The sequence below is a fragment of the Nocardioides carbamazepini genome, assembly GCF_024614185.1.
Lineage (GTDB): Bacteria > Actinomycetota > Actinomycetes > Propionibacteriales > Nocardioidaceae > Nocardioides > Nocardioides carbamazepini.
The window spans coordinates 117,464-130,070 of the sequence record NZ_JAHTLF010000024.1 but is presented as its reverse complement, the minus strand read 5'-3'; the positions used below and the strand labels follow the sequence as shown (position 1 = coordinate 130,070).

11 protein-coding genes and 2 riboswitches are annotated in these 12,607 nt (G+C 68.8%); of the genes, 1 reads left to right on the top strand and 10 read right to left on the bottom strand.

The window, feature by feature from the left end:
- Positions 1-13: 13 nt before the first annotated feature.
- The 10 genes from KVF89_RS25615 to KVF89_RS25570 all read right to left on the bottom strand — a co-directional run bounded on the left by KVF89_RS25615 (position 14) and on the right by KVF89_RS25570 (position 10,545).
- Positions 14-328 carry a hypothetical protein gene (locus KVF89_RS25615; RefSeq protein ID WP_257429909.1) on the bottom strand — a complete coding sequence of 105 codons (315 nt, stop codon included), beginning with the start codon at positions 326-328 and terminating at the stop codon, positions 14-16.
- A 227-nt stretch (positions 329-555) separates the two neighbouring features.
- The gene (locus KVF89_RS25610; protein ID WP_257429906.1) at positions 556-1,968 is read right to left on the bottom strand and encodes an SCO6880 family protein; all 1,413 of its coding nucleotides are present in this window, start codon (positions 1,966-1,968) and stop codon (positions 556-558) included.
- Between the two features lie 65 nt (positions 1,969-2,033).
- Complete coding sequence (locus tag KVF89_RS25605) at positions 2,034-3,350, bottom strand: TrbL/VirB6 family protein (RefSeq protein WP_257429903.1); 1,317 nt, start codon at positions 3,348-3,350, stop codon at positions 2,034-2,036.
- Positions 3,351-3,462: 112 nt separating this feature from the next.
- Positions 3,463-3,756 carry a DUF6112 family protein gene (locus KVF89_RS25600; protein ID WP_443690005.1) on the bottom strand — a complete coding sequence of 98 codons (294 nt, stop codon included), beginning with the start codon at positions 3,754-3,756 and terminating at the stop codon, positions 3,463-3,465.
- Positions 3,757-3,868: 112 nt separating this feature from the next.
- Positions 3,869-4,162, bottom strand: coding sequence for a DUF6112 family protein (locus KVF89_RS25595; protein WP_257429898.1), 294 nt, complete (start codon positions 4,160-4,162; stop codon positions 3,869-3,871).
- A 73-nt stretch (positions 4,163-4,235) separates the two neighbouring features.
- Positions 4,236-6,224 (bottom strand): endonuclease/exonuclease/phosphatase family protein, encoded by a 1,989-nt coding sequence (locus KVF89_RS25590; RefSeq protein ID WP_257429895.1) that lies wholly within the window; start codon positions 6,222-6,224, stop codon positions 4,236-4,238.
- 189 nt (positions 6,225-6,413) lie between these two features.
- Entirely contained in the window at positions 6,414-7,097 is a 684-nt protein-coding gene (locus KVF89_RS25585) for a cell wall protein (protein ID WP_257429892.1), read from the bottom strand.
- Between the two features lie 116 nt (positions 7,098-7,213).
- On the bottom strand, positions 7,214-8,251 hold the full coding sequence (locus tag KVF89_RS25580) for a ParB N-terminal domain-containing protein (protein ID WP_257429889.1): 1,038 nt from the start codon (positions 8,249-8,251) through the stop codon (positions 7,214-7,216).
- Positions 8,244-9,233 (bottom strand): serine/arginine repetitive matrix protein 2, encoded by a 990-nt coding sequence (locus KVF89_RS25575; protein ID WP_257429886.1) that lies wholly within the window; start codon positions 9,231-9,233, stop codon positions 8,244-8,246. Before KVF89_RS25575 ends, KVF89_RS25580 begins: the two co-directional genes overlap by 8 nt.
- Positions 9,234-9,597: 364 nt before the next feature.
- Positions 9,598-10,545 (bottom strand): bifunctional DNA primase/polymerase, encoded by a 948-nt coding sequence (locus tag KVF89_RS25570; RefSeq protein ID WP_257429883.1) that lies wholly within the window; start codon positions 10,543-10,545, stop codon positions 9,598-9,600.
- Between the two features lie 298 nt (positions 10,546-10,843).
- A riboswitch (cobalamin riboswitch) is annotated at positions 10,844-10,915 on the top strand.
- Positions 10,916-11,017: 102 nt separating this feature from the next.
- Between KVF89_RS25570 and KVF89_RS25565 the strand changes: the two genes are divergently transcribed.
- Entirely contained in the window at positions 11,018-12,388 is a 1,371-nt protein-coding gene (locus KVF89_RS25565) for a prenyltransferase/squalene oxidase repeat-containing protein (protein WP_257429880.1), read from the top strand.
- A 94-nt stretch (positions 12,389-12,482) separates the two neighbouring features.
- A riboswitch (cobalamin riboswitch) is annotated at positions 12,483-12,602 on the top strand.
- Positions 12,603-12,607 lie beyond the last annotated feature (5 nt).

Genomic DNA, 12,607 nt, shown 5'->3' with positions numbered 1-12,607 from the left:
ACGATACCGGCGATCACGGCGATCGCCGCCGCTTGAGGTCGCGGCGTTCCCACACTGCCGACGGTTCGGCACCGAGCGCGACGAAGAAGCAAGAAGCCCAGGCCACCGAGGTGGCACCGGCAACCGACTCGACAAGCCAAGATGGCGTCGCCCAGATCCACCCCGCGACACCCACAATGCACGTCGCGACGGTGAGCACGCATCCGATGCCAAATGCAATCGCGCGAACGAGATGGACCAGCGCGGAAATGCGATAGGTCGAGCCGCCCGGGCCGTGGCAGCAACGCTGCCTGAGCCTTCCCACCGACCTCCAGAAGCCTGCCATCATCCTCCGATCCACGAAGCCGACTCGTTGAGTCGTCATCCTGAGCGGCGCCCTGGGGAACGTCCCCTCAACTCAGAAGGCAAGGGCATCACGACCGTCCGACACAAAAGACCTGAGGGACTGCTGCGCGATCTGGCGAAAGAGCGACTGACCAGATGGCGAGGAGGTCAGGATCCGCTCCACTCTCCTTTGACACGTTGGCGGGCGCTGGGCTTGGGAGGATGTTGCGCTTAGAGCGGCCGGCAGAGCGGGAGAGCGGCTGCTGTGAAGGCTTGGGCCTGCTGCCCCCATAGCCGCCGTGTCTCGCAGGAGGCTTGGATCGCGGCCTGCTCGATGGCGGCGCCGGCGCGTTCGAGCTCGTCCGGGTCGGATCCGCTGACTGCGATCAGTCCGGTGCAGCGCAGCAGGCCGTGGCCTGCGGTGAGGTCGGCTTCTTGCTGGAGGAGGTCGTGGTACTCCGCGGTCTGCTGGGCGTCCTCGATCTGGCCGATGCGTTGGCGTTGGGCGGCATCGGAGATGTACTCGGTCTTCTTCTTCCGGATGTCGCGAGCAGCCCGGTCCGTACGCAGTGGCGTGTATAGCAGGGTGAAGGTCCGCCGGATGCCGGAGGAGAGAAGCACGGGCGCCAGAAAGCCGGGGAACACGAGCGAGCGGGGCCATTCACTGATCCACAAGACGCAATGGTGGGCAGAGTCGCTGCGCACCGTGCCCCATGACTCCCTCACTGCGACGGGTCCGGCGGTGGCCAGGTCGCGACCGAGGTCTCCGTGTCGTTCGAGGGCGCTGGCGAGGGCGGGGTCGTAGGCCGACCGCAGAATGAGGGCCAGGTCCCCAGGGGTGAGCCACTCGGTTGGTGCGAGGTCGGCGGAGCGAAGGGCGGCGACCACGCTCGTCATCTCTTGACGCAGCACGGCGGCCGCACCGCGGCTGCCGCCGCCGGCGGCACGGATCGCTCGTGCGGCGGCTTTGAGGTCCAGCGAGATCGAGATGGTGCTGGCGTGCCGTTCACCGGCTGGTCCGGCGCGGTCGATGAGCTCGGCGTATGTCGATGCGACCCAGGTCTGGTCCTGGGACCCGTGTCGCTGCCACCACTGCGCGAGACCGCTGCCGGAGTCGGGGAGCGTGCGTTCCATGACCTGCAGCGTGGCGATCCGGCCGGACCGGCATGCGGTGGCGAGGACTCGGCCCCAGGCGGTCACGCGCCGTTGCTGCTCGGCGGGATCGAGGAGGACGAAGGCCGGGTGGGAGACGCCGATGATGGCGGTGAACGTGGCGGCGTGGGGGTCGTGCACCATGACGGCGCCGGTGTCGGGGTCGACCCATTGTCGTAGGCGTGCGGCGTCGCCGGGCAGTGACAAGGTGCCGGCGGGGCGGGGCTTGGTGATCCGGCGACGGAACACCAGTTGTCCGCCACTCCAGCGCCACAGCCACGTCACACCGATCGGGGCCCATTCGATGACCCGCCGCCCGCCGAGGCGGCCGAAGGCGAGCGCTGCGGTAGCGGTGACCATCGGTAGTGCGGCGAGGAGGGTGCCCAGGTAGAGCCCGACCACGAGCATTACTGCTCCCAGACTCACCGTGACGAGCTGACTGCCGGACATCCCCAGCAGTACGCCGCGCCGCGCGAGGCGGGAGAATTTCACCGGCGTGAGACCCACATCGACCGGCGAATAGACCGGCGAGTTGACGGGTGAACGCGGACTCGTGCTCACGCCCCACCGCTCTCACGACGTTGTTCTTCCAGCAGCGGATCACCCTGATGAAGCGGAGGAGTAGAGACCGGGCTGCTGTTCGCCACCTCGGTCTGGTTGTCGCTGGCGGTAGCGAGGAGTCCTCCGACCTGTGGACCGGCTGCCGCAGCCTGCTTGGCGACGACGACACCGCCCGCGATCGCACCGCCAGCCGCCCCTGCTGCCGCTGACGAGCCGGAGCCGGCTGCTGCTCCACTGGATGTGCCCAACGGCGGGGCCGCCTGTGTTTGGTCGCCGGAGGCCGGCGGAACGGCACCTTGATCTGTGCCGCTGAGGCCGCCGCCGGTCCTGCCATCGGAGCCGTTCAAGATCTTGGGTGGCTCGATTCCGTTCCGGTGCGACAGAGGGATCGGGACCGGCCGGTTTAGGGATGACTTGGCCTCCTGCTCGGCTGACATGGCGTGGTAGGTGTCGAATCCCATGAAGCTGAGGGCCTTGTAGGCGATGTAGGGCGCGAATCCGGCGATCAACATGAGCACGACACCGGAGAGGGGTTCGCTGGCCGATCTCAGATCGGTGTCGATCGGCGCGGAGACCTGGGCGGTGGCCAGCAGGAAGATCACCACCACGGCCACCTTGGACAAGATCAGTGCTAGGACGACGCCGGCCCACCTGCTCACCCATCCTCGTGTGTGGTCCCAGCTGACGCCGGCCAGGGCGATGGGTGCGAAGACGATGGCGATGAGCAGCAGCGCCTTGCGGATCAGTAGGCTGATCCAGACCAGTGCGGCGGCGCCGATGGCCATGCTGGCTATGAAGATGGTGATCACCGCGCCGGCGCCGGGTGCGGTGACGTTGATGGTCGTCAGCCCTGCCGTGAGGAGTGCGATGCGTTCGCCCATCTGGTCCATGTCTGTGCCGGCCGCGTTCACGATGGCGATGCACAGCTGGTCGGTGATCTCGAGCGCGGTGGCGAGCAAGGTGAGGGCGACAAAGGAACCAAGGATCGACTTCGCGAGACCCAAGGCGGCTCGACCTAGAGCTGCGGGCTCGCGGCGGATCATGGCGCCGATGACCTGCAGCATGAAGAACCCGAGCATGACGAAGACCGCGACGCCGAACAGGATGCTGTAGACCTTGGTGAACTCGCCGCTGGTGACGTCGACGTAGGTGGTGGCGTCGAAGACGTCCCATACCGACTCGAACATCCACTGCGCCGCACCGCCCATGGCGGTCGCGAGCCAGTCGAAGGGCGCGGTGACCAGGCTGGCGGCAGCGTCACCTGCCTTGTCGCAGACACCGGAGATGACGGGCACCTCGCAGACGTCGACCACGATGTCCTCCTCCCTCCTCAAATCTGCTCAGATCAGGACACTGGTCGGCTGCTTGGATGGCGGGCGTAGCACTCAGCGCAGACGGCGGTTCGCGCAGTGGCTGGGTGGTGGTTCAGACGGATTGGCCGATGTTCCAGAAGAAGTTCACGAGGGTGACCGCTGCGCCGCAGATGACGGCGGCTCCCAGCGCGACGAGGACCCCGACCTTCCCGCGGCCGGCCAGGTGCGGGTTCGATGAGTGCGATCCCGTGGTCCACACGATCGCCGACACGATGAGCCCGAGCACCGCCAGGATGAGCCCGACGGTCATGGCAGCCCCGACGAGCGTCTTGAGCTGCGCGATCCCGGGCAGGCCATCGGAGTTCGGCTCGATACTGATGTCGAGCGGCAGCACACGCGCCAACACGAATGCTCCAATGGCCGAAGGCATGGGTCCCCTCCCAGTTCTGGCCGTGGACGGCGATCGTCGAGCGGCCCGGGTGTGTGTCAGGGCGACCTACGGATAGGTGCTCGGGGCGCTACAGGGAGGCGCCGAGGTCGAGGAGCCAGTTGCCCCACCCGAGCGCGGCGCCAGTGAGGATTGACCCGAGCAGGGCGACGAGCAGGCCGGCCCGGGCCTTGGACGCCAGATGCCAGCTCCCGCCGGCCGACGCGATCACCCAGGTGGTGGCACAGAACACGACCATCAGGACTGCCGTCACGAGCCCGTAGGTCACGAGCGCCCCGACGACGTGGCCGAAGGCCGGTGCCTGCGCAACAGCACTGAAGTCCGGTGCTGGCGTCGTAGAGACCTGGACTACTGCGAGGGGCAAGAACGGTGACATGAGAGTCAGGTGGACGGCGACGACCAACCGCCACGGCGACGAGGCCCGGTCAGCTCCCGTGTCACTTCCAGAGCGCCGGGCCGCAACCCGATGCTGAGAGCCCGTCTCCGGACTGAACTGCCCACGGCTGCATCCCGCCGGGGCCCGGCTGGACATTCACGTGCACGTGGTCGCGGTGATCTTGAGTCGAGCTGCCCCGAGATTCCATCGGCCGCCACCCCTCACTCGCCCGCTCGACGGACCAGATGTGCTGCCACCAGATGATGTAGTCGACATTCAGCTCGGAGGCGTGCGCCTGTGCATAGGCGGCGAGCGCATCCCCCACCTGTCGACCCTCGCCGGTCGCCCAACCGGTCGAGGTGGCGGGGACCACGAAGTCGGCTGCGTTCCCGGAGGGATGGCCACCTGGGTCGCGTGCTGATGGGCGGTAGCCGCCCACGACCTTGATCCCGAACATCGGGGCCAAGATCTCGACGAGCCTGCGCAGGCTCGGGGTCACTGGCCCGAGGTCGTAGGGCCCGGCCATGGACGGTGCGGTCTGATCGGAGCCGGGGAGCGGGACGAGCCCCGCGAGCCTCGGACACGGAGCACAGCTTTCCGGCAGCTTGCTGTCGGATCCGGCGGGCAAGGAGCCAGCCTCGCCGTGGGGTGTGGCTGAGGCTGCTCCTGGGCCGATGCCGTTCATCTCGAGGGAGGTGATGTTCGCGGGATGGTCGGAGGGCACCGTGACCTGACGGTGAGCGGCGACGGCGACCTGGCGGGGGAAGAACTGGTACATCACGCCCCGGTCCTTGGTGTAGCTGAAGCCGGCCGCCTCCATGCGCGGGGCGGCGGCGAAGGCCCCGTCGCCGGGGTTGCTGTTCATGTCGCCACCGACGAGTACCGGCCCGTAGGCGCCGAGCAGGGTGGCGAGCTGGAGCAGGATGTCCATGCCGAGGCCGTACTGCTGCCTGCGGGCGAGTGGTGGGTTGCCCCACTGGGCCGGCATGGTCTTCACGTTGGTCATGTGGTGGGTGGCGATGACCGGTATGACGGCGCGATCGCTGAGCCTCTCGAAGACTCCCCAGATCGCGTAACGATCCCAGCGGACCTGTTTGCCGTGGAAGATCGCCAGGTCGTCCTCGACGATCTTCACCCGGCCGCCGTCGACCATCCGCCAGGCGTCTTGGCGCCACATGATGGCGTTGTTGATCGACTGTGCCGGGTTCCCGCCCGCGATCGCGACCGGGTCCTTGTAGGCGCCGTACCCGGGCAGTGCCCGCTCGAGAGCGCGGGCACTGAACCGGTGGATCTCGTTGAGCGTGATGAAGTCCGGGGCCGCCTGCGCCGCGATGAGGCGCAGCGCGGCCGGGGTGGTCTTCGGGTACTTGAGGTTGGCGTTGGCCGTCTTGATGCGTCCGTTCACCGGCCCGCCGGGACGGGCTTGGATGAGCGGCATCTGTCCCAGCCGTCGCCCGGTACCCGACCGGCCCACAGACTGGCCCACGGAGTGGCCCACAGACTGGCCTGCCGAGTGGTCTACGGGCTGGCTCACCGACGGATGACGGGTGTTGGCTGCTAAGGCCGCGATGATGGCGTCGGCGACCGGCTCGGTGTTGGCGTAGCGCTGCGGGTGGGCCGATCTCTCCACGGCCTGCGCTGCCGCTGCGGGGTTCAGACCGCGCCAGCCGGGGATGTCGAGGAGCCCACGAGGCGAGCCGCGGTTCGGCCCGGTCGGGCCGCCGAAGAAGGCGCGGGCCTGGTAGGTGGCGCCCATCAACTGGTGGACGCTGCCCCAGCCGCTGCTGGGCCGCATCTGGAACAGGCCGAGTGAGTCGTGGTCGGATCCGTCGCCGTCGTTCGGGTAGCTCGTCGACTCCGGGTAGGCGGTCGCGTTGGCCAGCATCTTCAGGTTGGACTCGGTGAGCGCTGCCATCAGCGCGATACGGATCCCGTTGTCGCCCACGCCGCCAGTTCGTGCGCCGACGGTGACGATGGTTGCGGCGCGCTCGAGCTGGGTCCGGCCGAGCGTGATTCGGGTGCCGTCGCGGAGCCTGGCGGTGAGGCTCAAGGGAACGTCGAGCAGTCCATGGTTCTGGCCCGCTGGTGGGGGAAGGCACGAGCCCTGTGCGGCGGGATTCAGCAGCGTCCCGACACCCAGCAGGACCACAGCCGGCCCAAAGAGGAGGCCAGCGATGCCGAGCCAGATCCCGAGCTTGAACAACCTGATCAGTCCCGATCAAATCCTGGTCAGTCCTGGTCAGTCCAGGGGCTCGTTGAGACGCGAGAGCCGCAGCAGCCGGCAGGAGGGGTACGTCGGTGCGCACACCATGAAGGCGGTGAAGGCGACGCGGTGACGGGAGGTGACGTCCTCGCCCTCCCACACACCGGCACGGTGCCGGGTTCCTGTGACCGTGTAGGCGGTCGTGCCCGGCGCGAACCCACCGGGACCGGCTTCGGCTTCGGCTTGCGACCAGAGATCGGGGACCTCGATCGCATCGATCTCAAGCCACTGGCGGGTGTAGTAGGGCTTGAGCTGAGCCCAGGACGCGGCCGTGGGCAGGTAGGCGGCAAGGTCGCCGACCAGCGCCGCCGACTCCGCGCCGGTCGGGTCTGCCACCGCAAAAAGCCGACCCGCGTATGCAGCCAGCGGGCGCGCGGCCGCGGTGTCCCAGTCGAAGAGAGCGTGAGCCACAGCCTCGGCGAAGGCCTCGGGTTCACTGATCGACCCCAGCGACGCGGCCTCCTGGTCATCAACGACCACCCCGGGCCGGACCTCGACGGGCGAGGTGATCGATCGGTCACTGCGTGGCTCGGCAGGCGACGGCTGACCGGAGAACGCAAGGTACGAACCGATCCCCACGAGCGTCAACAGCGCCGCCACCGTCAGCATGAGGAGCACGACGATCACGCGTCGCCGCACCCCGGAGATGCTGGTGAGCATCAAGTCCTCCTCGCAGGTCGTCGCATCACCAGCCGGCCGGCCGACGGGCGGGCCGACGGGCGGGCCGACGGATCGCGCGGTTGGCTGATGGTGGACAGGTGCTCGCGAGGGTCCGGTCAGGCCGAGGCGGTGAGGTGGATGCGGGCCTCGTGGAGCCGCTGCGCGAACGCCGCGCTGTCGGCGACCACGCGCTCGAAGCGCTGCCACTCCTCGTCGGTGAGCTCGCGGGCAAGCTCGGCTATGTCGTACAGCTCGGCCCACCCGTCGAGCTCGGTCCACGTGAGGATGAACGACCTCACGCTGCGATGAGTGGCGACACTGCGGGTGCGCTTGAGCGCCCGGACTCCCTTGCGGGAGTCGTTCTGGCGCACCCGCTCCAAAGCCTCTGCTGCGAGGCGTTCGAGCTCGTCGGGAGTGACGGTTTGCGGCTGGCCGGGATGGGTGGTGTCGAGCTCGACAGCGGCTTTGACCTGTTTGTACGCCGGCTCCACCGCCCCGCCGTTCTCGATGGCCTCCAGGGCTGCGCTGGCCATGCCTCGCAGGTGCGGTCGCTGGTGGGTGTCGTCGGCGAGACGCTTCAACCAGCCGATCTGCTCGAGTCGCTTGTAGGACTCGGCACCGGTAACCAGCTTGGCAGCCTGCGCCCGCGAATCGCCGTGCCTCTGCGGTCCCGCGCGGCCCCCGGCACCGTTCACTTCCCCCATGTCACCCGAGTGGTCACGTGGCAGGCCACCGGACATGTCGCCGGAGATGTCGCCGGAGCTGCCGAAGCGCGTCGCCTCCTGACGACGCTGCGCTTCCTCGGCAAGGAGCCTCTTGGCCTCCCGGAAGAGGGTCTCGGCCTCGAGCGGGGACAGGGGCTTGTGCAGCGCGTTCTCGTCCTGCTGCGCGAGCAGTCGCGACAGTTCGTCGGAGACCCCCGAACGCACCCATACCTTCAAGGTGCGCTCACCGAGTCGGCGCAGGGCCTCCAACCGCCGTGCCCCGCACACGAGCACCCCGTCGGGGGTGATGGTGATCGGCTGGACCAGCCCGATCTCCTGGATCGAGCGCATCAGCGCGTCGATGTCGCCGAGGTCCTTGCGGTGCCGCACCCCGACGACGATGGAGTCGATGCTGCGCTCGAGCTCGATGCGCCCGTCCTTGTCAGCCATGACTCCACCGACCGGTCTGGGTGCCTGGTGCGCGACCCGGCGCGGTGCTCGTGCTGTCGTCCGACTCGTCGGGCATCGTCCTCGTGGCCGCGCTCTCTCTGGCACGCGTTCCTGTCGTCGATGGCGTCGTCTTCGGGGCCGAGCGGCTGATGTCGATGACGATGTCGTCATCGGCAAGGAGATCGGCGACCGGGTGGCCGATCAGCAGTCGCAGCAGGATGCCGTGACCGGCAGAGGTATAGGCCTCGTCGGGATTCGGGTTGCCGATCAGGAGCCGCAGCAGCGTGGCCCAGGAGGCACGGGTGAGGTCGAACAGCGCACGAGCCGAGTGGTCACGGCGCAGCATCGCGTGGGCCGCGGTCCGTGACCCGGATTCGATGAGCCGCGCCGCGACGTACTCGACCGCCGCCGTGGCGGTGTCCGAGGGCCAGCCCAGGGCAACGAAGATCCCGACGGCCTGCTCGCACGCCCCGAACGCGGTTGTCGGCTCCTCACAGACACCGGCCGCGGTCCCGGTCGGGCTCGCGCCTGCACCACGCTCGCGGACCTGCGCAGTCGCATCCCACGGTTCCTCGGCAGGCACACGAAACGCCGGGTGGAACTCCAACAGATTAGCCTCGGTGTCACTGAACCGGCGGGCCTCGTGGTGACCGTTGACCCAGGAGCGGCGAGCTCGTGCCGGTGAGCAGAGCAGACCGTTGGCGCGCTCCTCGGCGATCAGACTGACCTGGACCGCCCGAGTCACGACCGCCCACGGGTCGGCCGCGGTCCGCACCGCGCGCGTCCTCATCGCCTCGAACGCGGCGACAGCGGAGTCTTCGGGTTCACAGCGATGGGCGTGGGCGAGGGGGCGGTACTTGCTGATCGTGTAGGTCATCAACTGCTCTGCTTCGCGGTCGGACCGCCACGCGGCCGGGCCCGCCTCGTGGAGACGGCACAGCGTGCTCCGCAGCCCTTCTGCGGTGGCGAACGGGGGCCTCACAGCGGGAGTCCTTCCTGCTCAACCATCCGCCCCGATGATGCCGACGACACCGGTGCCGGTGCCGGCGTTGGTGTGCGGTGCATTGCCCGGCGCAGGGCCGTGGGAGAGCGCCGGAGCCGGCGGGACAGCTCGGTCTGCAGGTTGATGCCGCGCGTGATTGCCGGCGAGGCGAAGCTGGCGAGCTCGGTCGGACGGATCCAGGCGATCCGCTTGCCCGTGCGTGAGGCGATGTCGGTGGGTCGGACTGGGATGCTCTGGTCGCTGTCGAGCGGCGGTGGTGCCCAGTCGGTGGCGGGCCCGTTCGGGCGTGCGCTCGGCTCTGTTGGCCGCGCGGGGCGGTAGCGGCGGTACTCGGGGTGGGTGTTCACAGTCCGATCACCCCTGCCTGCTCAGTAGGGCCTGGGCGGCTCGCTTGCCCCGATCCAGTGATGGGCGCCGCGGCGCGTGGACTAGGGGAGAGGCGGGATGTGATCCGGTACGCCGAGCGGATCGTCGTCTCGATCTCACGGTCAGGGAGCCCGGCTGTCCGTCCGGCATTGCCGAGGAGTCCGACGGCGTCGTCATACTGGTGCCCGCCCTCGGCCATGCGGCAGGCCGCCCAGAACAGACCGGCGTTGCGCCCGCCCTCCGGGCGCTGGGCCACCCAGCCGGCGAGTCTGTCCGGATGGGCTCCCAGAGCCGGGAGAGCCGGGAGAGCCGATGGGGCCGGTTGTTGTCGAGAAGGTTCGAGGAACTGCCGAAGCTGTCCGGCGTCGATCGGTTGCGGGCGATGGTGTGCGACCGCGATCACCTCGTAGGTGGTCGGGGCGCCGTCGACCGTGATGCGTGAGGGCGGTGCGATCACGTACCCGCCGTCGCCGCGGAAGTCAACGTGCGCGCTTGGGGCCTGCCAGGAGCGCTGCTCCCGGCCGCGGGCGGCGGGGTAGTAGGCATGCAGGCCGCCCGAGGGGGTCCGCACGAGCCATCCCCAGCCCTCGGCGATGCCGGCCTTGCGGGAACGCTCGAAGCCCCCGTATCCGCTGTCAGCACCGTGGACGTCGACATCGACGACAAGGACCCCGGTCATCGAGCCCGTAGGGAGTCCGATGTTCGCGTCCGGGGTTCGGGCCCACCAGTGGCGCACGGCGCGGGTGGAGGCTGTCGCGTCGTGGAACCCGTTCGGCGTGATCGGCTGCTTGCCGCCAGGCACACACGCGAAGACCGGGATGCCGAGATTGGCATAGCGCAGAGCAACCTCGGCCAATGTCTCATCGGCGGCCGCGACGCGCGCCATGGTGTGGACCGTCCAGTGCGGGGCATCGATGGTGTTCATACCGCCGACGGTGCCTAGCGAACATCCCCGACTTCGTACCCCCAAGGCGCGGGTATCGGCGGGGGTACGTTGCGTTTGCACAGGTCGGCGGCATTCCCCAAATGGTCGTGACATGGGGTGGAACGCAGCCCTCGCTAGTCCCGCAGACGGCGGGCGAGGTGGATGGACTCTCGGAGGCCCTAGTCGGGATCGACACCCGGTGCTGGGCCAGTGCGGCGCATCCGTGGCGCACGCGAGGCGATCTCAGGAACAGAGGAGATACCCTGTCGGCCGACAACTCAACAAAGGCCCAGCGCAGGGGAAGCCGGTCGGAAGCCGGCGCTGACGCGCAACCGTGGTCCGTCGAACATCGGCGGAGAGTCGGGAGACCTGGCTGGGCCGGACACCATCACCACTCGCTGCCGCGACAGCAGGGGCGTGACCCGCACGGGTGCGGGCTCCCTTCCCTGTTTCTTGCAGCCGGAAGGAAACCATGAAGTCGCCCACCAAGGGTCGAGGCGCCGCTGCGCTCGCTCCACTCCTCGCCGTACTGGCGCTCGTCGTCGGGTTCTCCCCGGCCCTCGTCGCCGCTCCTGCCCAGGCCAGACCCTTCGCGCCCGCCGCCGCGGACTCGGACGACCAGCTCATCGCCCGCTACCGCACGATGCAGGCCGAGACCGGCCGGTACATCCTCGACCACTACGAGCCGAGCGGTCTCGGCGTGGAGTGGAAGGCGCTTGGGCTCGCGCGCAACGGCACCCCCGGCGCCGATGCCTGGATCGATACCTACTACGCCAACCTCGCCGACGACGTGACCGCCAAGGGCGGAGTCCTCGGTGCGGCCACCGAGTACGAGCGGGTGATCCTGGCCGTCACCGCCATCGGCGGCGACCCCACCGATGTGGGCGGCCACAACCTGCTCGCGGGCCTGGCCGACCAGTCCAAGATCACCCTGCTCAACCAGCGTGTCTTCGCACTGATCGCCCTGGACTCCAAGAACTACGCCATTCCCGAGGTCGCGGGCGTCACGATGCCCACCACCCGCCAGGGACTGGTCGACCTGATCCTCGGTGCGGAACTCGCCAGCGGCGGCTGGGCGTTCTTCGGCAGCATTCCCGATCCCGACATGACGGGGATGACCATGCAGGCGCTGATCCCCTACCGGGATCAGCCGGAGGTTGCCGCCGCGCTGGAGCGCGGTGTCGCCGTGCTCTCCGACATCCAGAAGCCCGGTGGGGCCTACGCGAGCTTCGGCGAGAGCGTCGAGAGTACGGTGCAGGCCACGCTCGCCCTGACCGGCCTGGGCATCGACCCGGCCGTCGACACGCGGTTCGTCAAGGGCGGTGGCAGCGCGGCGTCGGCCGTCGCCGATTTCCACATCGACGGAGGCGGCTTCTGGTGGTCGACGCCCTCGACCATCCGCAACAGCATGTCGACGGAGCAGGGCTTCTACGGCATCGCCGACTATCTGCGTTTCGTCGACGGCGAGAACCGGCTCTACGATATGACCGACGTGGAGCCGCGTGACTTCGGGGCCCCGGTCGTCCAGCCGCCGCCGACCGCGACCAAGGCCGCCGCCGTCGTCGAGGTGACGCAGAAGGCCCGCGTCAAGCGGGGCAAGAGGCTCGCAGTCACGGTCGAGGTGAGCGCCGCCGGCGTCGTCCCGACCGGCCAAGTGCGCGTGAGGTTCGCGGGCAGGAAGGTCATTGCGACGGTGGATGCCCACGGTACTGCGACGGTGCGCATCAAGGTCAAGCCGCGCATCAAGCCGGGCAGGAAGGCGGTCAAGGTCGACTACCTCGGCGACTCCCTCGTGGAGCCAGCCAGCTACGCGACCGGCAAGGTGGTCAAGGTCAAGCGCTGACCTGAGCAGGCCGGCGCCCGATATCGGAGACGGGATCCGGATCGGGCGTCGCCTGCGCTAGGGTGCGGCCTGGGTCGCGCCGGTCGTGGCTTGCTCTACCAGTTGCATTCGTGGCGGGGGAAGTCGGTGAGAATCCGGCGCTGTCCCGCAACCGTGTGTGGCACGAGTCGATCGTGCCGCGAGTCGGAGTACCTGCCACGGGTGTCTGGCTCAGTTCCT